The 21,979-nt window shown below is 40.5% G+C and carries 22 protein-coding genes and 4 tRNA genes; 22 read left to right on the top strand and 4 right to left on the bottom strand.

Annotated elements, in window-relative coordinates; genetic code table 11:
- Positions 1–23 precede the first annotated feature (23 nt).
- On the bottom strand, positions 24–572 hold the full coding sequence (locus GO593_RS09650) for an NUDIX hydrolase (protein ID WP_000006663.1): 549 nt from the start codon (positions 570–572) through the stop codon (positions 24–26).
- Positions 573–686: 114 nt separating this feature from the next.
- Between GO593_RS09650 and GO593_RS09655 the strand changes: the two genes are divergently transcribed.
- The 6 genes from GO593_RS09655 to fghA all read left to right on the top strand — a co-directional run bounded on the left by GO593_RS09655 (position 687) and on the right by fghA (position 5,866).
- On the top strand, positions 687–1,313 hold the full coding sequence (locus GO593_RS09655; RefSeq protein WP_001984149.1) for a CoA pyrophosphatase: 627 nt from the start codon (positions 687–689) through the stop codon (positions 1,311–1,313).
- A 22-nt stretch (positions 1,314–1,335) separates the two neighbouring features.
- On the top strand, positions 1,336–1,863 hold the full coding sequence (locus GO593_RS09660) for a gamma carbonic anhydrase family protein (protein WP_100223355.1): 528 nt from the start codon (positions 1,336–1,338) through the stop codon (positions 1,861–1,863).
- 132 nt (positions 1,864–1,995) lie between these two features.
- Entirely contained in the window at positions 1,996–2,661 is a 666-nt protein-coding gene (gene tsaB, locus GO593_RS09665; protein ID WP_000770254.1) for a tRNA (adenosine(37)-N6)-threonylcarbamoyltransferase complex dimerization subunit type 1 TsaB, read from the top strand.
- An 11-nt stretch (positions 2,662–2,672) separates the two neighbouring features.
- Positions 2,673–3,464: a class I SAM-dependent methyltransferase gene (locus GO593_RS09670; protein ID WP_000548444.1), complete on the top strand. Its 792-nt coding sequence runs from the start codon at positions 2,673–2,675 to the stop codon at positions 3,462–3,464.
- Positions 3,465–3,600: 136 nt separating this feature from the next.
- Positions 3,601–5,052, top strand: a complete 1,452-nt coding sequence (locus GO593_RS09675) for a C13 family peptidase (RefSeq protein WP_000566251.1) — start codon at positions 3,601–3,603, stop codon at positions 5,050–5,052.
- Positions 5,021–5,866, top strand: coding sequence for an S-formylglutathione hydrolase (gene fghA, locus GO593_RS09680; RefSeq protein ID WP_001176395.1), 846 nt, complete (start codon positions 5,021–5,023; stop codon positions 5,864–5,866). Before GO593_RS09675 ends, fghA begins: the two co-directional genes overlap by 32 nt.
- Before the next feature lie 5 nt (positions 5,867–5,871).
- On the opposite strand, the gene GO593_RS09685 is transcribed toward fghA, so the two are convergent.
- Positions 5,872–6,144 (bottom strand): DUF2218 domain-containing protein, encoded by a 273-nt coding sequence (locus GO593_RS09685; RefSeq protein ID WP_000843456.1) that lies wholly within the window; start codon positions 6,142–6,144, stop codon positions 5,872–5,874.
- Between the two features lie 184 nt (positions 6,145–6,328).
- Here GO593_RS09685 and rpe point away from each other — a divergent pair, with 184 nt between their 5' ends.
- From rpe to GO593_RS09755, 14 genes are all read left to right on the top strand, one after another.
- A complete protein-coding gene (rpe, locus tag GO593_RS09690; protein ID WP_000043046.1) occupies positions 6,329–7,015 on the top strand; it encodes a ribulose-phosphate 3-epimerase in 687 nt (228 codons plus the stop codon).
- Between the two features lie 356 nt (positions 7,016–7,371).
- Entirely contained in the window at positions 7,372–8,193 is an 822-nt protein-coding gene (locus tag GO593_RS09695) for a Cof-type HAD-IIB family hydrolase (RefSeq protein ID WP_000216420.1), read from the top strand.
- 101 nt (positions 8,194–8,294) lie between these two features.
- Complete coding sequence (locus tag GO593_RS09700) at positions 8,295–8,690, top strand: hypothetical protein (protein WP_000174929.1); 396 nt, start codon at positions 8,295–8,297, stop codon at positions 8,688–8,690.
- Positions 8,691–8,730: 40 nt separating this feature from the next.
- Positions 8,731–10,665: a copper resistance system multicopper oxidase gene (locus GO593_RS09705; RefSeq protein ID WP_000018539.1), complete on the top strand. Its 1,935-nt coding sequence runs from the start codon at positions 8,731–8,733 to the stop codon at positions 10,663–10,665.
- Entirely contained in the window at positions 10,652–11,407 is a 756-nt protein-coding gene (locus tag GO593_RS09710; RefSeq protein ID WP_001223266.1) for a copper resistance protein B, read from the top strand. Before GO593_RS09705 ends, GO593_RS09710 begins: the two co-directional genes overlap by 14 nt.
- A 28-nt stretch (positions 11,408–11,435) precedes the next feature.
- Positions 11,436–12,431: a cation transporter gene (locus GO593_RS09715; RefSeq protein ID WP_001131889.1), complete on the top strand. Its 996-nt coding sequence runs from the start codon at positions 11,436–11,438 to the stop codon at positions 12,429–12,431.
- A gap of 149 nt (positions 12,432–12,580) precedes the next feature.
- Positions 12,581–12,901: a DMT family transporter gene (locus GO593_RS09720; RefSeq protein ID WP_000312237.1), complete on the top strand. Its 321-nt coding sequence runs from the start codon at positions 12,581–12,583 to the stop codon at positions 12,899–12,901.
- Positions 12,902–12,912: 11 nt separating this feature from the next.
- Positions 12,913–13,392, top strand: a complete 480-nt coding sequence (locus tag GO593_RS09725; RefSeq protein ID WP_000927480.1) for a methylated-DNA--[protein]-cysteine S-methyltransferase — start codon at positions 12,913–12,915, stop codon at positions 13,390–13,392.
- A 136-nt stretch (positions 13,393–13,528) separates the two neighbouring features.
- The gene (gene argJ, locus GO593_RS09730) at positions 13,529–14,749 is read left to right on the top strand and encodes a bifunctional glutamate N-acetyltransferase/amino-acid acetyltransferase ArgJ (RefSeq protein WP_000268123.1); all 1,221 of its coding nucleotides are present in this window, start codon (positions 13,529–13,531) and stop codon (positions 14,747–14,749) included.
- Positions 14,750–14,895: 146 nt separating this feature from the next.
- Positions 14,896–15,960, top strand: coding sequence for a quinolinate synthase NadA (gene nadA, locus GO593_RS09735; protein WP_001278259.1), 1,065 nt, complete (start codon positions 14,896–14,898; stop codon positions 15,958–15,960).
- A 142-nt stretch (positions 15,961–16,102) separates the two neighbouring features.
- A tRNA-Pro gene (locus tag GO593_RS09740) sits at positions 16,103–16,179 on the top strand.
- A gap of 56 nt (positions 16,180–16,235) precedes the next feature.
- Positions 16,236–16,312 (top strand) — tRNA-Arg (locus tag GO593_RS09745).
- Between the two features lie 33 nt (positions 16,313–16,345).
- Positions 16,346–16,421: transfer RNA gene (locus GO593_RS09750), tRNA-His, on the top strand.
- 4 nt (positions 16,422–16,425) lie between these two features.
- Positions 16,426–16,502, top strand: a tRNA-Pro gene (locus tag GO593_RS09755).
- Between the two features lie 253 nt (positions 16,503–16,755).
- Here the strand turns inward: GO593_RS09755 and add are convergent.
- A complete protein-coding gene (gene add / locus GO593_RS09760; protein ID WP_000629030.1) occupies positions 16,756–17,751 on the bottom strand; it encodes an adenosine deaminase in 996 nt (331 codons plus the stop codon).
- Positions 17,752–18,153: 402 nt separating this feature from the next.
- On the opposite strand from add, the gene GO593_RS09765 reads away from it, so the two are divergent.
- Entirely contained in the window at positions 18,154–19,329 is a 1,176-nt protein-coding gene (locus tag GO593_RS09765; protein ID WP_000843792.1) for a zinc-binding dehydrogenase, read from the top strand.
- Between the two features lie 92 nt (positions 19,330–19,421).
- Here the strand turns inward: GO593_RS09765 and GO593_RS09770 are convergent, their stop codons facing one another.
- Positions 19,422–20,369 (bottom strand): LysR substrate-binding domain-containing protein, encoded by a 948-nt coding sequence (locus tag GO593_RS09770; protein WP_001254603.1) that lies wholly within the window; start codon positions 20,367–20,369, stop codon positions 19,422–19,424.
- 245 nt (positions 20,370–20,614) lie between these two features.
- Here GO593_RS09770 and GO593_RS09775 point away from each other — a divergent pair, with 245 nt between their 5' ends.
- Entirely contained in the window at positions 20,615–21,835 is a 1,221-nt protein-coding gene (locus tag GO593_RS09775; RefSeq protein WP_001984166.1) for an acyl-CoA dehydrogenase, read from the top strand.
- The last annotated feature ends 144 nt before the right edge of the window (positions 21,836–21,979 follow it).

The following is a 21,979-nucleotide window of genomic DNA, read 5'->3' on the forward strand; positions in this document are numbered from 1 at the left end:
GGTCTTTTTTATTATCTAGCTCATTAGCCTGTATGGTCTAAACGAGTTCCTAACGTCTCTAGATGTGTTGGAAAAACTTGTTGTTTACGGTCTTCGAAATAATGTCTTAATGTGTGTTCAACACTAGGAAAGGCAAGTTCACCCCATGGGATTTCATGTTCTTCAAACAGTCGACATTCGATACTTTCTTCGCCAGCACCGAAAATGCCATCTTTCAGCTGTGCTTTGAACAACACATAAATTTGCCCAATACGGGGAATATTATACATGCAATAAAGTTGTTCTATTTCAATCTCGGCTTCTGCCTCTTCACGAGTTTCACGCGCCGCACCTTGTTCCATGGTTTCGAATAATTCCATATAACCCGCAGGCAAAGTCCATAAGCCATAACGAGGTTCAATCGCACGACGACAAAGTAATACTTTGTCTTCCCATAACGCTAAGGCACCGCAGATTACTTTGGGGTTTTCATAGTGAATATTTCCACAATGAGTACAAACACGGCGTACTTTATGATCACCTAAAGGAATTTTTTGTTCGGTTTTATGCCCACACGCTACACAGAAACTCATAATTATCATCGAGTATAGAGATGCCTCAGCATAACTGAATTTTTAGACTTACGCATCAACTCTATTCCCTAAGTTTGATTTTCAGATATGATGCAAAGAGAGACAGAATAATAGGTGAATGGTATGGAAGAGCACTTGCTAACACAAAAGTTACAGCAAAGATTGCGCTTTTCCACCCGCATGCAAGAAGCACAAGCTGCGGTACTTATTGCGATTACGAATGAAAATAATCCTAAGGTACTGCTTACACGCCGTTCAATACATATGAACAACCATGCGGGGGAAGTTTCTTTTCCTGGTGGCAAGCGTGACCCTAGTGATACTAGTAATATTGTTGTAGCGCTAAGAGAAGCTCAAGAAGAGACGGCTTTAAATCCATTTGATGTGCAGTTGTTAGGCGATTTGCCGATGCAACGTGCAAGAAGTGGCTTGTCTGTAAAACCAATTGTTGGGCTTATTCCTCCTGAGGTAACTTTAATTCCTCAGCCCACTGAAATTGATCGAATTTTCTTTGTGCCTTTACAGCAACTTATAGAGACACGTCCGACGCCATATGAAGTGCGATATGCTCATCAATCTTTATACTTCCCAAGCTTGCAGATTGATAATGAAATTATTTGGGGTCTCACAGCGCGAATGTTAATTGCCTTATTTAAATATGGTTTAGGCTACCAAAAAGAATGGCCATTTCTACTGAATGCACCAACGTTTGGAATGCCAAAATTTTCTCATAAAAAATAAAGATCAGGACTGATAAATTATGATGTATAGCTATCAAGGGCAGCATCCAAAAGCCTTACATGAGCCATGGGATGGCTGGGTTGCTCCAACCGCAACGCTTATTGGACAAGTAGAACTAGGCCGTCAGGTCAGTATTTGGTTTGGTGCTGTAGTGCGTGCCGATAATTGTGTTGTTCGGATTGGTAATTTTTCTAATATTCAAGAAAATTCGGTATTACATACTGATGAGGGCCTTGAGCTAAATATTGGCGAATACGTCACCGTTGGTCATAAAGTCATGTTGCATGGTTGTACAATTGGCGATAACAGTTTGATCGGTATGAATGCTGTCATTTTAAATCGAGCTGTGATTGGTAAGAACTGTATTATTGGTGCTAATGCTTTAATACCGGAAGGTAAAGTGATTCCAGATAACTCAGTGGTAATGGGCTCACCTGGAAAAATTGTAAAAACTTTAGATGAAGAAGGCGCAGCAAAAATACGCTTGAGCGCACTACATTATGCTGAACACTTTAAAAGCTATACCGATTTGAAAGAATTCCACTTTTAAAATTTTAGCGAGATATTTTCTATGCCAAGCACCAGCTTGGCATTTTTATTTAGATAGGAACAACTCGCCTATCAGAGCCGAGTGGGGTATCATAACTTCCGTTTTTAATCTGATTGAATACTAAGGTTGTGCATGAAACTGCTGGCGTTGGAAACTGCAAACGAGCAATGTTCCATTTCATTAATCGATGAAACCCAAGAACTCTTTTTCCAACTCGATACGCGAGCGAAAGCACAAACCCAGACCATTTTGCCAATGATTGAGCAAGGGTTACAACAAACCGGACTTGACGTAGCTGGTTTAGATGCAATTGCCTTTAGTCGAGGGCCCGGTTCTTTTAGTGGTGTTCGAATTAATGCTGCTGTTGCTCAGGCTTTAGCTTGGTCACAAGATTTACCAGTAATTCCAGTTTCTACCTTACAGGCTTTAGCACAAGCGGCTTACCGACTTGAAGGTTTAGAGCAGGTGACTGCGGTACTCGATGCACGTATGAATGAAGTTTACATTGCAAGTTTTGTTCTAGATGAGCAAGGCATCATGCAGTGTATAGATGAAGAAAAATTAATGAACTACGAGCAAGCGGCTGCCTATGCAAAGCATTGCCTAATCGGTTCGGGTGCTAAGCTCCTTCAAACTGATGCAGAACATCAATCAATCATTGCCACTGCACAAGACATTGCTTCGATTGCACGTGTGTATGCAGCGCAAAAGCAGTGGGTTGATGCTGAACATGCTTTACCAGTTTACTTACGTGATGATGCATGGAAAAAAATTGCGGATCAGGGTAAAGCAAATTAAAGGCACTGCGCATGCACATATATTTTGAAGTAGATTTTCAAGAACAAGCACAGCACTACCAAGCTGTGCTTTATTCTAGAGGCGTGACTGTCGATTTACAGCCTATTGAAAAACTCAATGCCCGTTTTTTACGTTTAAATCCTGACCTGGCTCTTTGTGTAGATGAAAACGGGCTTTGGTTATCTGCTAATGGCATGAAAATGCAGCCTGACTGGAAAGCTGAAATTCCGCGTTTAAAACGAGCAAGTCTTAAATCGGAAATGATTGCTCGTGCTTGTCAGTTAGGTGAAAAGCCAGTACTGGTCGATGCTACAGCGGGCTTAGGTCATGACAGCTTACTTATGGCTTATCTAGGTGCTCAAATTCAGCTCGTTGAGCGCCATCCGATTTTATTTACTTTACTTGAGGATTCAAAAGCTCAGGCACAGCGTGATCCATTTTTAAGCCAATTTATGGATCGTATTCAACTGATCTTCGCTGACTCTGCAAGCTATTTACAGCAATTAGATCAAGAAGAAAAAACAGTGGATGTGGTCTACCTTGACCCGATGTTCCCACAGCGCGATCAAAATCAACAAGCAATTAAAAAACAAGCCCAAGTCAAAAAGCAGATGCAGCTTTTGCATTTACTTTTACCCGAAGATGGAGAAATGGATTTGGGTGATCATTTGCTTGAGCTAGCCAAAAAAGTTGCAAAGCGAGTGATTGTAAAACGTCCACGACATGCTATTTTTTTAGCAAATCAAGAGCCAGCCCATCAGTGGCAGGGGGATGCTTGTCGTTTTGATGCTTACTTTCAGTAAGCTTATGTAAGGTTAAGTTTTATTGCTTGAATAATGCACAAATATATGTGATATAGTTCAAAAGCATGATTGCTAAAATTCTTAGCAGGCATACACTTATGGTGCCTGACAAAAACGAAATTTTTGAAACCTTTTTATGATTGATCTCAAACCTTCCATTAACTTTTGGCATGATTTTAAAAGTAACCAGCTTGCCGGAATGTGGTTATTTTTGGGGTCAAGACGTTCCTTACAGATCGTACATCCCTCTATTCTTCAGCTCATTGTTTGGGGAATATTAGGTGGGTGTACCAACTCACTTTATAGTTGGCTTGTTGCCGGTCAAATTGGCGACTTCAACTCACAAGGTCTAATTGGATACGCACTTTGGCCTTTTATTGCGCTTATTGTTGGCATTTTCTTATCACAGCGTATTAATCAGCCGCGTTTAATGTTGGTTCCAGCCTTATTGTGGTTGGTTTTAGATACCAATATTTTATTAATACAGTGTTTAATTCAATATTTGGGATCTAATGGTTATCTAAACTTTATTCCGGATGCTATTTATAACGGTATTTTACCTGGTTTGTTTGTAGCACTTTTTGTGTGGCAAAGTTTGGCAGTCATTTGGGTTTTCTCACGTGAGCTTAAGTGGCCTTGGTGGGAGCGGGCATTGGTTATGGTTGCGACCATTGCGACCATGGTGGTTTGGCAGCTTTCCGTAAAAGATCAGCCTATTTGGAAAGTGGAAGATTCTCCACCTACTTTTGCCGAAGATGCTTTTTATGCACAAAGTAAATTACTTCATGATGCTTTAGAGCAAGTTCAATATGGTGAGTTAGCTAAAAGTCATTGGTATTTCTTGGGTGTTGCAGGCGATAGTTATCAAGACGTTTTTAAATCGGAAGTGGTTCGTATTAAAGAACAATTTGATACGCGTTTTGGTACAGTCGGGCGTTCAATGATGCTGGTTAATAATCCGGATACCCGAACCGAAATCCCGATTGCATCTAAAACCAGTATAGAGTTGGCCTTACGCCGTATGGGCCAGCAAATGAACCGTGATAGTGATGTGTTATTTTTATATATGACATCGCACGGTGAACAAAACCATTTTGAAATTGAAAATGCACCTCTAGATTTGGGGCAAGTCGATCCGAAATGGTTACGTGAAACGCTCGATAAAGCGGGGATACGTTGGCGTGTGATTGTCATTTCTGCTTGTTACTCAGGAAGTTTTATTCCGGCGTTACAGTCACCTGATACTTTAATTATTACGGCATCTGCTGCGGATAAAACTTCGTTCGGTTGTAATAACGAAGCTGACTATACTTATTTTGGACGAGCTTTCTTTGATTTGGCGATGCGAGAGCAGTCTTCTATGAAAGATTCGTTTAATGCCGCTAAGCAAACCGTAACCAAATGGGAAGTAGCTCAAGGTGTAGAACCTTCAGAGCCACAATGGATGATTGGTAAGAATATGGAACTTATGCTACCTCAGTTGGAAAAATATCTTTTTCCTCAACCAAATACTGGTAGCGTAAATATTGCTCAGACACAAACAGAGGCTAAAAACGATGCAACTCCTGCAAAAAAACCGCTGCTTTGAAGGTGAGCAGCGCATTTATCAGTTTGATTCTCAATTATTAAAAGGCTCTACTAAGTTTGGGGTTTATTTGCCACCTGCTGCTTTAGAAGGTAAACCTTGCTCAACTTTGTTTTACTTAGCGGGTTTAACATGTACTGAAGAAACTTTTGCCATTAAGGCACATGCACAGCATATGGCTGCCCAGCTTAGTCTTATACTGATTACACCTGATACTTCACCTCGTGGTGAACAAGTTGCAGTAGGTGACAATTGGGATTTAGGTCAAGGCGCAGGCTTTTATATTAATGCCACAGAAGCACCTTGGTCTGAGCATTATCAGATGGAAAGCTATTTAATCGATGAGTTATATCCACTTATTTTAAAAAGTTTTCCAGTCAATGCTCAACAAGTCGGTATCTTTGGGCACTCAATGGGTGGTCACGGTGCATTAACTTTAGCGTTTAAATATCCAGAAAAGTTTAAGTCGGTATCTGCTTTTGCTCCGATCTGTGCACCAACTGAATGTGCATGGGGAGACAAAGCCTTTAGCCATTATTTGGGTGCAGACCGTGAAAGCTGGTTGGCTCATGATGCCACAGCGTTGGTCTCAAAAAATGGGGCAGTATTTGACGAAATTTTGGTTGATCAGGGGTTAGATGATCAATTTTATGAACAACTTCACCCTGAAAAATTTAAACAAGCATGTTTAAAGGCAGGACAGCCTTTAACTTTAAGACAACATGCTGGCTATGATCATGGCTATTATTTTATCCAGACCTTTATGGATGAGCACTTACAGTTTCATGCAATCCAGTTAGAAAAGGTATCTGGTTAATTAATTTAGTGTTGCCATTCAACTTGAAATTCTTGTTGAGCCATGCGGTTTAGATGATCAAGAACAACTTTTTCTAAGTGGTTGTGGTCATCTAACTGACTATCAATAGCAACATTTAACTGCTCTGTTTCTGGTGCAAGCGTAATGGTTGCGGTAGGCATTAAGATTTTAAAATCTTGTTCAGTTTCTTGTACTTCAAATTTATGTTTCCAATGATTAACTAGACGTTTTGCAATGCGTTTTCCATCGTTTGTTAATAGATGAGTTGTGCTTTTCATTATCAATCCTCACATTGGTTTAATGTACCTTAACAAATTCGTTTGGCACTTGGCATTCTATAGTAGCAACGTTACGTTGCAAGTTTGAAATGTTGTCATTTAAGCAAGGAAGAGCGGGCCAAGTAGGTTCTTTTTTGTTATAATTTTTAGCCTCTCCTTAAATTTTTAGCCAGGTCATCCACCTATGTCCAAGCCTTATTTGATTGCTCCTTCTATTTTATCTGCCGATTTTGCTCGTTTAGGCGAAGATGTAGACAAAGTGTTAGCTGCAGGTGCCGATGTAGTGCATTTTGATGTGATGGATAATCACTATGTTCCAAATTTAACTTTTGGTGCAGGTGTGTGTAAGGCTTTAAAAAATTATGGAATTACTGCTCCTGTTGATGTGCATTTAATGGTATCTCCAGTTGACCGTATTATTGGTGATTTCCTAGAAGCAGGCGCAGATATCATTACGTTTCACCCAGAAGCTTCTTATCACATTGACCGTTCATTACAGCTTATTAAGTCTGGTGGTGCTAAAGCAGGATTAGTTTTTAACCCAGCAACACCATTGCATTATCTAGACTATGTTCTTGATAAAGTTGACCAAATTTTATTAATGAGTGTAAACCCAGGTTTTGGTGGGCAAAAGTTCATTCCAATGACTTTAGAAAAATTACGTGAAGCGCGTAAAATTATTGATGCAAGTGGCCGTGATATCCGTTTAGAAGTAGACGGTGGTGTTGGTCCTGCAAATATCCGTGAAATTGCAGAAGCTGGTGCAGATATGTTCGTTGCTGGTTCGGCAATTTTTGGTCAACCAGATTATAAAGTTGTGATTGATCAAATGCGTGCAGAGCTTGCAAAAGTCGGTAGTGTAGACGCTTAAAAAAAGAATATTAAGCTGAGAGTAAACTTGTGGATAACTTTGTTTATAACTGTATGGATAACTGTGTTGATAACCATATGGATAAGATGTTGGTAAAATAAACAAAATGAGATCAACCGTTTATTCTCTAAGCAAAATGTATGAAAAAAGAACGCTTTGGCGTTCTTTTTCTATTCTATCGGGATATTTTGGGATCTGTTTTTTTATTAAGCTTTGCTAAAAAATAACCTGTGCAAAAAACGAGAGGGCTTGTGTAAAACTTTTTAAAATATATTGAATAGAAAACTGTAAAAGTGTCATGAAAAATAAAGCTAAATTTGATTTAATAAGATTTTAGTAAGAGACCTAGATTATTAATGACAGTAAAAATTTTAGCGGTAGATATGGATGGAACTTTTCTTAATTCTAAGAAGCAGTACAACAAAGCACGTTTTTTAAAACAGTATGAACAACTAAAACAAAATAATATCCGTTTTGTAGTCGCTAGTGGTAACCAGCTTGCAAAGCTTGTTACGTATTTTCCAGAAATTAATCATGAGATTGCTTTTATTGCCGAAAATGGTGCTCATGTTGTAGATGCGGGGCAAGAGTTAGCTTTTGCCCATTTAAGCAAAGAGCAATTCATTGAGATTTTAAATGCGATTGACCCAGTGTATACCTCTAAAATGGTGATCTGCGGAAAACAGAGTGCTTATGTGCATAGCAGTATGAACGCGGAAGATTATGCTAAAGTCGCTCGCTATTTTGAAAAGCTGACGGTTATAGATGACTTTTATGCACTAGATGACTTGGTGTGTAAAATTACTTTTACTGCGCAGGAAAATGAAAGTTTTACAATTTTTGAGCATTTTCAGAAGCAAAGTTTTGTAAAAGATAAGGTTTTGGTACCAGTCTCAAGTGGCTTTAATTTTATCGATTTGATTCTTCCGGGCCAGCACAAAGCACATGGTTTGAAGCTATTATTGCAAAAATGGCAGGTTCAACCCGATCAAGTCGTTGCGATTGGTGATAACAATAATGATATCCAGATGATTAAAGCAGCAGGTTATGGGTTTGCAGTCGAAAATGCAGTTGAAGCCTTAAAAGCCGTTGCTCCTTACACAACTGCAAATAATGAGCAAGAAGGTGCATTACAGGTGATTGACTTGGTTCTTCAGCATCAACCTCCATTTGCTTAATGACCTTAACAACAATCAACTAAGATGGAAAATTGTATCTGTTTAAAAACTTGGTTATGCTAATACAACTAAGATAAATAGATTGCTCAAGGCAATAAATGATGACACTGCAACACTTACGCAAGTATGCTTGGTTTGTGTTCCTGATGACTTTAGTTATTGGGTGGAGTGGTGTATCTATTGCTCAGACACCTATGCAGCATGATCTTCATACTATGCCGTGTCATAGTGAGCAAATGAAACATCACTCTATGCATATTCAAGCTGATGAGCAGACAACGTGTCATCAATCTATGGCTCAGGTTTCTCACCAACATGGTGAACACTGCCAAGACTGTAATCCGGTTCATTGTCAGATGGTAAATCTGGCTTTACAGCAAGCTGTACCAGGTATTGAATCATCATTTATTCCTATTCCATCTCAATTTAGTAGTATTTATCAGGCACAGCATTTAGCCGGATACTGGCAAGAAATCTTACGTCCACCAAAAGTTTAATCCTTTCTTACTTATTTTTTTAGTTAAAAGGATTAAAGCAATGTCTCATAAAACGATTAGCAGCCTCGTCGCTGTATTTGGTCTATTGGTTTCACCATGGACTCTTGCGGCAATTAAGGAATATCACCTTAATATTAATGAACAACAGGTCAATGTTACGGGCAAACCCCTTAAACGAATTACCGTAAATGGAAAATTTATAGCACCACTCCTTGAGTTTGAAGAGGGGGATGAGGCTGTTATTCACGTCCATAATCAATTAAAGAATCAAGATACCTCTTTACACTGGCATGGGTTGTTACTGCTAGGGTTAATGGATGGTGTGCCGGGTTTTAATAATTTTAAAGGGATTGCTCCAAATGGAGATTTTGTTTACCGCTTTAAGGTGAAACAAAATGGCACATATTGGTATCACGCCCATAGTAAAGGCCAAGAACAAGACGGTTTATATGGGCCGCTTGTGATTTACCCAAAAGGCAAAATACCAGTTGCGGCGCATGAAAAAACTGATCGTGATTATGTAGTGATGCTTTCAGATTTCCATGATTCTTCTAGCGATAGCATTATGAAGAATTTGAAGAAATCTGCTGAGTATTATCAAAACCGCCGTGAAACTGTATCTGATGTATGGAAGCAAGTTAAAGCACAGGGCTTAAAAGCAACTTGGCAAGATCGTTCGATGTGGAATCAGATGCGGATGTTAAAAACCGATATGTCTGATGTGACGGGCTATACCTTCTTAGTCAACGGCAAGACTCCTCAGCAAAACTGGACAGCTAATTTTAAAGCTGGTGATAAGGTTCGATTGCGATTTATTAATGCATCAGCAATGTCATTTTTTGATGTCAGAATTCCAAATTTGAAAATGACAGTTGTAAGTGCAGATGGGCAGCCAGTTAAACCTGTAGCAATTGATGAGTTTCGTATTGGTACAGCCGAAACCTACGATGTCATTGTGGAACCTACGCAATCAAATTATCAGATTGAAGCAGAGTCTATTGACCGTAGTGGTTTTGCCATTGCTACTCTGCATGATGAAAATACCCAAGCTGTCGGGCCAATCCAAATGCCAGCACCACGTCCACGTGCTTTATTGACCATGGATGATATGGGCATGAGTCATGGTGATGGAAGTAATGAACATGCTGGCCATCAAATGAACATGCAACATGACATGTCGGCCATGCCTGAAATGAAAAAAGAGACGAGTCAGGCTAATCATGATCACACAATGATGAAAATGGATCATGACATGAAAAATATGTCATCTGGCGAACATGATCATTCCATGATGCACATGAAGCATGATATGTCAGCGATGTCTGAAATGAACCATGATATGCAGGTAATGTCATCTAGCGAGCATGACCACGCTATGATGAATATGAATCATGAGATGCCTGCTCAATCTGAGAATAAGCCTAAAAAGGATGAACCAGTTTATGGCTGGGCAAATGCTTCAACGCCAGCGGGTATGAAAGCACTGCAATATAGCGATTTGCAATCTTTAACACCTCAGCCAGATACCCGTGTACCGGAACGTGAGTTAGTCATTCGTTTAGGCGGCAACATGGAGCGTTATATCTGGACCATTAATGGCAAGAAATTTAGTGACACGACACCTTTACAAGTTAAGTATGGTGAACGCATACGCTTGAAATTTGTGAATGACAGTATGATGGCTCATCCAATGCATTTACATGGCATGTTTATGCAATTGGAAAATGGTCAACAAGCTGAAAACTTACCAAATAAACATACCATTATTGTTCCACCCGGAAAGACCGTTACGGCGTTATTGACAGCCGATGCTTTGGGAGAATGGGCGATTCATTGCCATCTGCTCTATCACATGAGTGCTGGAATGATGAATAAATTAATTGTTGCTCAAGTCAACGATGGACAACAACCCGCTCAGACCCAGCCAACTGTTCAATCTGAAAATGAGAAAGGAGCTAGTCATGCGCATCACTAAGTTATTTTCTCAAATGATATGTTGCGGTGCTTTCTCGGGTATATCTGTATTTGCTTTTGCTCAAGAACCTTTAACACACGATCATTTACGCGAACATGGTGGACAGGTTTATCAAGCAACAAAGATTGATACTGGCTGGACTCAAAATGAAGAGGGTGAAAGCAGTTTTTCTTCTGAATTAGAAACTTGGGTGGGAACAGATGAAAATAAATTGTTCATTAAAGCCCACGTTGAAAAAGCAGAGTCAGAAGATGCTAATTATGGCGGTTCATTACTTTATAGCCGCAATGTAGCTGACTATTGGGATGTACAGGCCGGGATAAACTATGAACGTTTACAACGGGAAGACGAAAAGGAAGATCGCTGGGCTGGTGTAGTGGGCTTACATGGCATGGCACCTTACTTTTTTGAAACCGATGCTTATCTTTATGTAGGTGAAGATCAGTTATGGAAGTTAAGCCTAGAGACAGAAAGAGATTTGCTTTTTACTCAAAAGTTGATTGGTAAGCCCTATTTAAAAGCAGATGTTGTTTTACAAGATGAATCTCGCTATGCCAGTAAAACAGGCCTGTCGAGTTTACAAGCTGGCTTTCAAACCCGTTATGAAATCAATAAAAAGGTAATGCCATTTGTTGATTTCGGTTATGGTTATGAAAAAGGTTTAAAACAAACCGCTTGGCAAACTGAAACCGACTCAGAACATGGTTGGTATTATGGAGCTGGGTTAACACTAAAATTCTAATTGCCGAACAAAAAGTAAGCTTAATGACATGCCATTGGTTTATACTGATGGCATTGTTTTTTGTGTCAGTTATGGTGCAAAGATGGCTTTAGAAAAACAAGAGAATCAAATAAATGTAAATAAAAGCTGTTCTAGCTGTGGGTGCTCAAATGTAGCAGCTCAGGACTTTTCTGTGGCAAGTGAACCTAGGGTAAATAAAACCCAATGGGTGAGTTATTATCATATCCCCCGTATGGATTGTGCAGCCGAAGAACAAATGGTACGAATGGCTTTAGCTTCTTATGCTGAACATATTCAAGAACTTTATTTTGATTTGCCCGCCCGCCACTTAGCGGTGTATCACAGTACTCAAGACGAAAAGATTACTCAGTGCCTGCAACGTCTAGGTTTAGGAGCCGAATTACAACAAACCCAACCACATTATGAGCCTGTTGAAAAACCCAAAAAGGTTCGATCAAGTTCCTCAACTAATGCAGCACAAAAACAGGTACTACAATGGCTGTTACTCATTAATGGGGTCATGTTTGTCATTGAGTTAATGGCAGGCATCATTGCCTCCTCCACAGGGTTAATTGCTGACTCGCTCGATATGTTTGCCGATGCTGCAATTTATGGTATTGCATTATTCGTGGTGGGTAAAAACCTCGACGCTCAATTAAAGGCTGCGCATCTTTCCGGATGGTTTCAATTTGGTTTAGCCATAATCGTTTTAATTGATGTGCTGCGCCGTTTTATATATGGCAGTGAACCAGTTTCAATTTTAATGATTTTAATTGGGGGATTAGCGCTTGCAGCCAACATTAGTTGTCTTTACTTAATGAGTGACCATAAAGAGAGCGGGGCACATATGAAGGCGAGTTATATATTTTCTGCAAATGATGTCATCGTAAACTTAGGTGTCATTATTGCGGGAATACTGGTTGCAATCACAGGCTCTCGTTATCCTGATTTAATTATTGGATTGATTATTGTTTTGTTCGTTTTAAATAGTGCACGAAAAATTTTACAGTTAAAAAATGAATAATATTTTCTGATAGAGGCAAGCTTGAGTTCGGGTTTGCCTTCATTTTTTATTTTAAAGTAAACTGAGTCTTCACATACTGGAGGAACGACCTCCCCCATAATGGGTAATCATGTCGGGACGACCTGACACTATAAAAATTAGTGAATGTTATGGCTTGGGCTATTTTAATTTTAGCAGGTGTATTTGAAGTGATTTGGGCATATTCTATGAAAATGTCTGAAGGTTTTACACGCTTAACACCTAGTATTATTACCGTAGTTTTTATGATTTTGAGTGTAGTTCTACTTTCAATTTCAATGAAAACTTTACCCCTTGGTACTGCTTATACGGTTTGGACAGGCATTGGTGCAATTGGATCATTTTTAGTTGGTATTTTCTTTCTTCATGAGCCTATTGGTGCGATGAGAATGATTGCCGCTGTACTGATTGTATCTGGACTGGTTCTAATGAAAATTTCATCTCCATCCTAAGAGGATCAAGTATGTTGCTGTCTTATAAGTATATCAATTCGCCTGTTGGGCAATTAAAGCTGGTTGCGAATGAAAATGCTTTGGTAGCAGTACTTTGGGACAATGAAAATCCAAAACGTGTTCGACTGGCAGAGCTGGTCGAACAACTTGAGCATCCAGTTTTATTAAAGACCGAACAACAATTACAAGAATATTTTGAAGGCAAACGCCGTGAGTTTACATTACCACTAGATTTTGAAGGGACTGCATTTCAAAAGCAGGTCTGGGCGGCATTACTGACGATTCCGTATGGTGAAACAAGAAGTTATAAAGATATTGCTGTTCAGATCGGAAATGAAAAAGCAGTGCGAGCAGTGGGTGCTGCAAATGGCAAAAATCCGATTTCAATTATTGCACCTTGTCACCGAGTCATTGGGGTAGGTGGCGCTTTGGTTGGTTTTGCCGGTGGTCTTGATAAGAAAGATATTTTATTAAGATTAGAGCAAAAATAAGCTATTTTTAGCGCTCGATTTTTTCAGGCTTTTCTAATAAGCTGTCAATTCTGATATTTCATATAAAGCGTGTTTTATAATCTCGCTATTTACTGAAATATTAATCTTTTCATAACAAACTCTGGATGTTTTAAAAATGGCTGTCGGTGACGTAACAATGCCACAAATGCATGTGGTAAAAGGTGTAAAAATTGGCTCAACAGAAGCATATGTACGTTACCCAAACCGACGAGATCTAGTCATTTTTGAATTTGCAGAAGGTTCAAATGTTGCAGGTGTATTTACGCAAAATGCATTCTGTGCGGCACCTGTTCATGTCTCTAAAGCTCATCTTGCCGAAGGCAATCCGCGCTATTTAGTGATTAATACAGGTAATGCCAATGCTGGTACTGGTCCTATAGGTTTGAAAAATGCTCAGGATACTTGTGCAAAGTTAGCGGAGCTTGCTGGCGTTAACAGTTTCGAAGTACTTCCATTTTCTACAGGTGTGATTGGTGAGCAGCTTCCGATGGAACGTTTACTCGCTGGCTTACAACCTGCATTAAATAGTGTACAGGACGCTGCATGGAGTGATGCGGCATCTGGCATTATGACAACAGACACAGTGCCTAAAGGCGCATCTGAACAATTTGAGCTTGATGGTATGACTTATACCATGACCGGTATTAGTAAAGGCGCTGGGATGATCCGCCCGAACATGGCAACTATGCTGAGCTTTGTGGCAACAGATGCGCCTATTCGCCGTGATTTAGTCCAAAAGCTATTAAAGACTACAGTTGAGCATTCATTTAACCGTATTACCATTGATGGTGATACCTCAACAAATGACTCTTGTATTTTTGTAGCAACTGGTCAGGCGGGTGGCGCTGAAATTACATCGGAAAGCGATGTACGCTACGCTAAAGTGTTAGAAGTACTTGCTCGTGTAATGAACCGTTTAGCACAGTTAATTGTCCGTGATGGAGAAGGTGCGACGAAGTTTATTACTGTTGCTGTTGAAGGCGGTGCAAATACTCAAGAATGTTGTGACATTGCTTATAGCATTGCGCATTCACCGCTTGTTAAAACTGCACTTTTTGCATCGGATCCGAACTGGGGACGTATTTTAGCTGCAATCGGCTATGCTGGAGTGAAAGACTTAGACGTGTCTAAAATTCAGGTATGGTTAGACGACGTGCAAATCTGTAAAGATGGTGGCGCAGCCGAGGACTATACCGAAGAAGCAGGTGCTCGTGTAATGGCACAAACCGAAATTACCATTCGTGTTGACTTAGGCCGCGGACAAGCCAAAGACACGGTATATACGTGTGACTTATCTTACGACTATGTCAAGATTAATGCAGATTACCGTTCGTAAATATTCAGTTATAATCAAGCCTCGACAAAGAGGCTTTTTTATTAGCCCCATCTTTTGATATTAAATGATTGAATTTAGTAAATCGTTTAAGCAGTAACGTTATATGCGAGCAGGTATGCCAGCATGAAGGATAGAGAAGACGTTTTATGAGTGATGCGACTTTAATTGCCAACGATGCAAAAAACATTGTACAAGCGCATTTAGACCGTTTAGGTGAACCAAAAGACAACCGCCTAAGTGAAGAAGCAAAACAACAAAAGTTTGCACAGATCGAAGCAGAGCTCAAAAAACGTGATGCTGTCCTTGTTGCTCACTACTATTGCGATCCAGATGTACAAGAACTTGCCGAGAAAACAGGTGGATGCGTTTCTGACTCTTTAGAAATGGCACGTTTTGGGCGAGATCATGCTGCCTCTACACTGGTTGTGGCTGGCGTTAAGTTTATGGGTGAAACAGCAAAAATTCTGTCTCCTGAAAAAACAATTCTGATGCCAACACTTGAAGCAACCTGCTCACTTGACTTGGGCTGTCCAGTTGATGAATTCACGGCATTTTGTGATCAGCACCCTGATCACACCGTAGTGGTTTATGCCAATACATCGGCTGCTGTTAAAGCTCGTGCGGATTGGGTGGTGACTTCAAGTTGTGCAGTTGAAATTGTTGAGCATCTAGATAGCTTAGGCGAAAAAATTATTTGGGCACCAGATCAGCACTTAGGTCGCTATATTCAAAAGAAAACCGGCGCTGATATGTTGCTTTGGGATGGCGCATGTATTGTGCATGAAGAATTCCGTGCACGTGGCATTGCTAACATGAAAGCACTGTACCCAGATGCGGCTGTATTGGTGCATCCTGAGTCACCAGAGTCGGTGGTAGAAATTGCCGATGCAGTGGGTAGTACATCTCAATTGATTAAAGCTGCACAAACTTTGCCACACCAACATTTAATCGTGGCAACGGACCGTGGCATTTTCTACAAAATGCAGCAAGCCGTACCAGATAAGATTCTGGTTGAAGCCCCAACAGCGGGTGAGGGTGCAACTTGTCGTTCATGTGCACACTGTCCGTGGATGGCCATGAATGAACTTGATGGAATTTTAGAAGTTTTACAAAAAGGTGATCAAGAAATACACGTTGACCCAGCACTTGCTGAACGTGCCAAAATGCCTTTAGACCGAATGTTAGCCTTTAGTGCATCATTAAAACGTTAAAAAGCCTCAAAATGCTTGTTAAATATACATTTGATAAGGATTTTTAACTTTTTTTGACAATAGGTGTTGACGTCTGAGGGCGTCGCGCCTAGAATGCACACCGTACCGCACGATGTGCGATACAGCAAAAGCTGAGATAGATCGGAGCATAGCACAGCCTGGTAGTGCACCTGGTTTGGGACCAGGGGGTCGTAGGTTCGAATCCTACTGCTCCGACCACTTAAAAGAATATTTTAAGATCGGCGAAGTATCGCATGATAAGCATCATCGGTTAAGCGCCTGTAGCTCAGTTGGATAGAGCATCCGCCTTCTAAGCGGATGGTCACAGGTTCGAATCCTGTCAGGCGCGCCATTTGGTAGCTTGGTACGTAGAACTTATTTGATGGTGGATGTAGCTCAGTTGGTAGAGCCCTGGATTGTGATTCCAGTTGTCGCGGGTTCGAATCCCGTCATTCACCCCAATTTCGGAGCATAGCACAGCCTGGTAGTGCACCTGGTTTGGGACCAGGGGGTCGTAGGTTCGAATCCTACTGCTCCGACCATATTTAAAAGCGTTCAAGCTTTCTAAAATATCCCATATATTAAAATCATTTCTTCTTATCTTATGGATAGAAGGAATTTTTTTGTTTTCTATAATAAAATTTTAATTCCAAATTGCTCCAATATCTGAACTTATTTATATAAGCTCTGTTCTCTGTTCTCTGTTCTCTGTTCTCTGTTCTCTGTTCTCTGTTCTCTGTTCTCTGTTCTCTGTTCTCTGTTCTCTGTTCTCTGTTCTCTGTTCTCTGTTCTCTGTTATTGATATTTCTGTCTTAACTCATCTTTTTCTTGATGTGATAAAAATGCGATTTTAAGTCCATTTTCTTGAGCTGTATAAATTTGCTCAGGACTTAAACCTGCCAATGGGGCAGCAGTTAAATATTCATGTTGTATCTCAATGCCTTCTACGGCAGGGTCGTCCGTATTAATAGTGGCAAGCACACCATGTTCTAAAAAAGTCTTTAATGGATGCTCTGCTAAAGAAGGCACTGTGTTGGTTTGAATATTTGAGGTGAGACAAGATTCAATACCAATCTGGTGTTTTGCCAAATAATCTAAAAGTTTTAAATCTTGAACTGCTTTAACACCATGTCCAATCCGTTCGGCACCTAATTCTTCAATGGCTTGCCAAATACTTTCTGGGCCGGCAGCTTCGCCTGCATGTACCGTAATGTGCCAACCTGCATCACGCGCTTTTTTAAAGTGCTCAATAAATAAATTGCCCGGAAAACCAAGCTCATCTCCAGCAAGATCCAATGCTTTAATATCATTTTTATGGGCAAGGAGGGCATTTAATTCTTTTTCGCAGGCTTCTTGACCAAAAGTACGACTCATAATACCAATTAAATTCGCTTTTACGCCGTACGCCTGACTACCTTCTTTTATTCCAGCAATCACAGCTTCAACTACGCCTTCAAGTGGAAGTTGATGGGTCATTCCCATATAACCCGGTGAAAAACGTAGTTCTACATAGTCTAGTCCTTGCTGTGCTGCATCCTGCATGTTTTCAAAAGCAATACGTTTACAGGCATCTAAACTGGCTAATACTTTTACGCCCCAATCGAGCTTAGATAAAAAACTTAATAAGTCGGGTTGGTTATCCATCACTTGTACGTGTGGTCGTAAAGATTCAATGTCGTAAGCAGGCAAATCTAAATGGTATTGTTGCCCCAACTCTAAAATGGTTTGAATGCGGATGTTGCCATCAAGGTGGCGGTGTATATCTGTAAGCGGGAGCGTTTTTGTAATCATAGATTTCTTCTTATCTGTTTGCATCAATTCATCATGCCTGTTTAGATGCACTGATAAAAGTTTGGATTTGCTATGTTTTTGTGAAAATGGTTGAGTTGAGTTTTTTGAACTTACTATATTTGTATAAGTTTTAATTTTGATGACATTGTTCTGGCCTAAGAAGACAACACAGTCTGTGTAAGATACAAGCACCAAGATTTTTATTGTTTTTAATTTCGCTGAGCCTGTTTTTTGTTGACTCTTCAAGAGTGGATTGGCTGAAGAATGGTCATTGGTATTTTGCCTTTTACTTGTAAAGATGAATAAAGGCTTGCTAAAGACCAAACCGATAAAGCGATTAATTTATCTGTAGAAATCTATTTCTGGCAAGTAAATGAAAAAGAAGAAATAGGAAGCACTCAAATGAAGTCGGTACTTTGTCATCAAGCAACATTGCAAGTAGTAGACCAACCGAACTTAACGCCTGCAAAAGGACAAGTTTTATTGGAAGTGGTGCGATGTGGGATCTGTGGTTCAGATTTACATATGCAGCACCACTGCGACCACATGCATGATTTGGCTGCACGTGTCGGGTTTAATGGTTTAGCCAAGTCTACAGACCCATTTGTACTAGGACATGAGTTTTGCGGCAAGGTTTTAGACTACGGTCCAAAAACACGCCATAAATTTAAAGCCGACACACTCGTTTGTGCAATGCCGCTTTTGAATGTAGATCAGCATGGTTATTTGTCTACGGGACTTTCGCCAAATGCTTCGGGTGGTTATGCCGAGCAAGTATTGGCTCAATCAAGCTTGATGTTTGAAGTCCCGAATGGTCTAGATGCGGATAGTGCTGCCATGACCGAACCTATGGCGGTTGCATTGCATGCTGTTCGCCGCAGCCGTGTAAAAACAAGTGAACCTGCGATTGTGATTGGCTGTGGTCCTGTCGGGCTAGGTGTCATATTAATGCTTAAAGCTGCTGGGGTTAAAACCGTAGTTGCAAGTGACTTTTCACCAAACCGCCGTAAGCTTGCCGAGCAATGTGGTGCGGATATTGTGGTAGACCCTAAAGAGACATCGCCATTTGCCAACTGGAAGGAGTTTGGTTTGCTTGGCAATGTATCAGATGCGATTAACATGGGCATGGGGCTGTTTGATAAGTTGCAAGCGACTCGCTTACCGTGGTGGCATGGATGGCGCATGATTGATAAATTGGGCGCTCTGCCAAAACGTCCTGTTATTTTTGAGTGCGTCGGCGTGCCGAGTGTTTTGCAGCAAATTATTGAAGGTGCACCTCTGTTTTCCCGAATTGTCGGGGTGGGCGTGTGCATGCAAAGTGACAAAATCGAGCCCGCACTTGCGATTAATAAAGAGCTAGAAATTCAGTTTGTGTTGGGCTATACACCGCTTGAATTTAGAGATGCGCTGCATATGATTGCAGAAGGTAAAGTGAACTGTTCACCGCTCATTACAGGTGTTGTTGGCCTAGAAGGCGTAACTAATGCATTTGAAGCATTACGTGACCCTGAACAGCATGCCAAGATTCTGATTGATCCGAAACGTAGTGGTTCAGATATTCAATTAATGAGTCATTAATTTCAAAGTCATTTACGCTTAACTAAAAAGATTGTGATTTGATTAATCACAACCTTTTTTATGAGTATTGGGCGTAAATGAAAGCTGCTGAGTTAATTCGTATTAGTCTTTAGTTGTTCTAGTTCTTGATAAATCCACTCAACAAATTTTTGAATAGTCGGTGAGATGTCTTGGCTCGAATGGATGAGGTAGTACTTTCGGCTGCCTTTTAATTTTTTATTGGAAACAATCACCAGTTCTTTTTTTTGTAGTTCAGACTCAATCAACATTTGTGGAATTAAAGCCATTCCCATGTCATGACTGGCAGCAACGGCAAGCATCGAAAATAACTCATGGCGCTGTCCATCAAAAGGCTTAGGGTGCTGCATGTGATGAGTGAGAAACCATTCTTGCCAAATGCTAGGTCGAGTGGTTTGTTGAAGTAGGGGGATTTTCAGCAGATCTTCTGGGCTTAAATCATAGGTATTTTCATTAATCATGACCGCATCTGGAAAATACTTTTCGATTAGCCTTGGCGAGCACACAGGTACAATTTCTTCATCCATTAAATAATGCGCTTGTATGCCGGGCCAGTGGTCAATTTGCTGCTGCGTACCTGCAAAAATCGCAGCATCAAAAATATTGTCATTAAATAAAAAAGGTTTAGTACTGGTTTCTAAATGAACCGTAATTTCAGGGTGTTTTTGATTTAAAAGATGAAGCTTGGGTAATAGCCAGCGTGTTGCAAAGGTAGGAACTACGCCTAACTTTAATGTTCCACCTAAACCCTTATGAGAAATCACATCGGCTGTACATTTCTCTAAACCCAATAAGTAGGGCCTGATGCTTTTAAAATATTGCTGACCTGCAATGGTGAGTTCAACACCATGCCGAGTACGTATAAAGAGTTCAACGGCCAAGAAATCTTCTAATTGCTGAATTTGGCGCGAGACTGCACTTTGGGTAATACATAACTCTTGCGCAGCATAGGTATAACTTAGATGTTTTGCTGCACTTTCAAAGCAAATTAGACCCTGAATGGACGGGATACTTCTTCGCATAAATAAATCCTTTTATTTGTCATCATATTTCAAAACAGCATATGACCTAAATGCAGAAATCCGAGTTTAGTATAAAAATAAGTCATTTTTAATGAAATACAACGAATTAAATATGTAAATTTAATGCCTCTTATTTTAAATATGCGTAAAGCGCATATCTGCATGAACATTTATCGTTTGATTACTGCATTTTTCACGCATAACATCGAGTTAAATAAAGAAGATCCAATCAAGCAGAGGATGCGATGAATCACATGGTGACAACAAAAAAAGCAAAAGTTCAATTTAACTGGCAAGATCCATTTTTAATTGAGCAACAGCTTAGCCCAGATGAGCGCATGATTCGTGATGCGGCTCATGCCTATTGTCAAGAACGTTTACAACCACGTGTACTTGAACAATTTCGTCATGAAACAACAGATCCATCTATTTTCCGTGAAATGGGAGAGCTTGGCTTACTTGGCCCAACCATTCCTGAGCAATATGGCGGCGCGGGTTTGAACTATGTGAGTTATGGTTTGGTTGCGCGTGAAATTGAATATGTCGACTCGGGCTACCGCTCTATGGCGAGCGTGCAAAGCTCATTGGTCATGGTTCCGATTCATGAATTTGGTACTGAAGAGCAAAAGCAGAAGTACTTACCTAAACTGGCTACTGGTGAATACATTGGTTGTTTTGGTTTGACCGAACCTGACCATGGTTCAGATCCGGGCAGTATGATTACCCGTGCTAAAAAAGTTGAAGGTGGTTACCGTTTAACTGGCGCAAAAATGTGGATTACCAATAGCCCGATTGCCGATGTATTTGTCGTCTGGGCAAAAGAAGTTTCTGCTGAAGGCAATGTCGGTGATATTCGCGGCTTCATTTTAGAAAAGGGCTGGGAAGGCCTATCTGCGCCAGCTATTCATGGCAAGGTCGGTTTACGTGCCTCGATTACGGGTGAAATCGTGATGGATAACGTTTTTGTACCTGAAGAAAATGCGTTCCCTGAAATTCGAGGCTTAAAAGGCCCATTTACCTGTCTAAATAGCGCCCGCTATGGTATTGCATGGGGCGCAATGGGGGCTGCCGAGTTCTGCTGGCATACTGCACATCAATACACCATGGACCGTAAACAATTTGGTCGCCCGCTGGCTGCAAATCAATTGATTCAAAAGAAACTGGCAGATATGCAAACTGAAATTGCTTTGGGTTTACAGGCAGCTTTACGTTTTGGCCGTATGAAAGATGAAGGTATTGCATCGGTTGAAGGTACATCTCTCATTAAGCGTAACAACTGTGGAAAGGCGCTTGATATTGCCCGCATGGCACGTGACATGATGGGTGGAAACGGCATTAGTGACGAGTTTGGCGTAGCACGTCATTTGGTCAATCTTGAAGTTGTAAATACCTACGAGGGCACACATGACGTTCATGCCTTGATTTTAGGTCGTGCACAAACAGGCATTGCCGCATTTAGTAACTAACTCACTCATTTTTTTAAGATAGAGGTGTTCTTTCGGGAGCACCTTTAGGGATTTTTTACACAAAAATTTATGGATAATGACAAGATTCATCGTAAGGATACTCATGTGAAGATGTGCCTCTGTGTACTTAAAACCAAATGTAAG

It is taken from the genome of Acinetobacter baumannii, from assembly GCF_009759685.1.
GTDB classification, from domain to species: Bacteria; Pseudomonadota; Gammaproteobacteria; order Pseudomonadales; family Moraxellaceae; genus Acinetobacter; species Acinetobacter baumannii.

What these genes read in the sequence shown, in the direction of transcription:
- GO593_RS09775 (WP_001984166.1), top strand. Translation starts at nt 20,615, where the DNA reads ATGAATCACATGGTGACAACAAAAAAAGCAAAAGTTCAATTTAACTGG.
- GO593_RS09700 (WP_000174929.1), top strand. Translation starts at nt 8,295, where the DNA reads ATGACACTGCAACACTTACGCAAGTATGCTTGGTTTGTGTTCCTGATG.
- add (WP_000629030.1), bottom strand. Translation starts at nt 17,751, where the DNA reads ATGATTACAAAAACGCTCCCGCTTACAGATATACACCGCCACCTTGAT.
- GO593_RS09765 (WP_000843792.1), top strand. Translation starts at nt 18,154, where the DNA reads ATGAAGTCGGTACTTTGTCATCAAGCAACATTGCAAGTAGTAGACCAA.
- GO593_RS09715 (WP_001131889.1), top strand. Translation starts at nt 11,436, where the DNA reads ATGCCATTGGTTTATACTGATGGCATTGTTTTTTGTGTCAGTTATGGT.
- fghA (WP_001176395.1), top strand. Translation starts at nt 5,021, where the DNA reads ATGCAACTCCTGCAAAAAAACCGCTGCTTTGAAGGTGAGCAGCGCATT.
- GO593_RS09650 (WP_000006663.1), bottom strand. Translation starts at nt 572, where the DNA reads ATGAGTTTCTGTGTAGCGTGTGGGCATAAAACCGAACAAAAAATTCCT.
- GO593_RS09725 (WP_000927480.1), top strand. Translation starts at nt 12,913, where the DNA reads ATGTTGCTGTCTTATAAGTATATCAATTCGCCTGTTGGGCAATTAAAG.
- GO593_RS09660 (WP_100223355.1), top strand. Translation starts at nt 1,336, where the DNA reads ATGTATAGCTATCAAGGGCAGCATCCAAAAGCCTTACATGAGCCATGG.
- GO593_RS09705 (WP_000018539.1), top strand. Translation starts at nt 8,731, where the DNA reads ATGTCTCATAAAACGATTAGCAGCCTCGTCGCTGTATTTGGTCTATTG.
- nadA (WP_001278259.1), top strand. Translation starts at nt 14,896, where the DNA reads ATGAGTGATGCGACTTTAATTGCCAACGATGCAAAAAACATTGTACAA.
- GO593_RS09695 (WP_000216420.1), top strand. Translation starts at nt 7,372, where the DNA reads ATGACAGTAAAAATTTTAGCGGTAGATATGGATGGAACTTTTCTTAAT.
- GO593_RS09685 (WP_000843456.1), bottom strand. Translation starts at nt 6,144, where the DNA reads ATGAAAAGCACAACTCATCTATTAACAAACGATGGAAAACGCATTGCA.
- rpe (WP_000043046.1), top strand. Translation starts at nt 6,329, where the DNA reads ATGTCCAAGCCTTATTTGATTGCTCCTTCTATTTTATCTGCCGATTTT.
- argJ (WP_000268123.1), top strand. Translation starts at nt 13,529, where the DNA reads ATGGCTGTCGGTGACGTAACAATGCCACAAATGCATGTGGTAAAAGGT.
- GO593_RS09720 (WP_000312237.1), top strand. Translation starts at nt 12,581, where the DNA reads ATGGCTTGGGCTATTTTAATTTTAGCAGGTGTATTTGAAGTGATTTGG.
- tsaB (WP_000770254.1), top strand. Translation starts at nt 1,996, where the DNA reads ATGAAACTGCTGGCGTTGGAAACTGCAAACGAGCAATGTTCCATTTCA.
- GO593_RS09675 (WP_000566251.1), top strand. Translation starts at nt 3,601, where the DNA reads ATGATTGATCTCAAACCTTCCATTAACTTTTGGCATGATTTTAAAAGT.
- GO593_RS09670 (WP_000548444.1), top strand. Translation starts at nt 2,673, where the DNA reads ATGCACATATATTTTGAAGTAGATTTTCAAGAACAAGCACAGCACTAC.
- GO593_RS09770 (WP_001254603.1), bottom strand. Translation starts at nt 20,369, where the DNA reads ATGCGAAGAAGTATCCCGTCCATTCAGGGTCTAATTTGCTTTGAAAGT.
- GO593_RS09710 (WP_001223266.1), top strand. Translation starts at nt 10,652, where the DNA reads ATGCGCATCACTAAGTTATTTTCTCAAATGATATGTTGCGGTGCTTTC.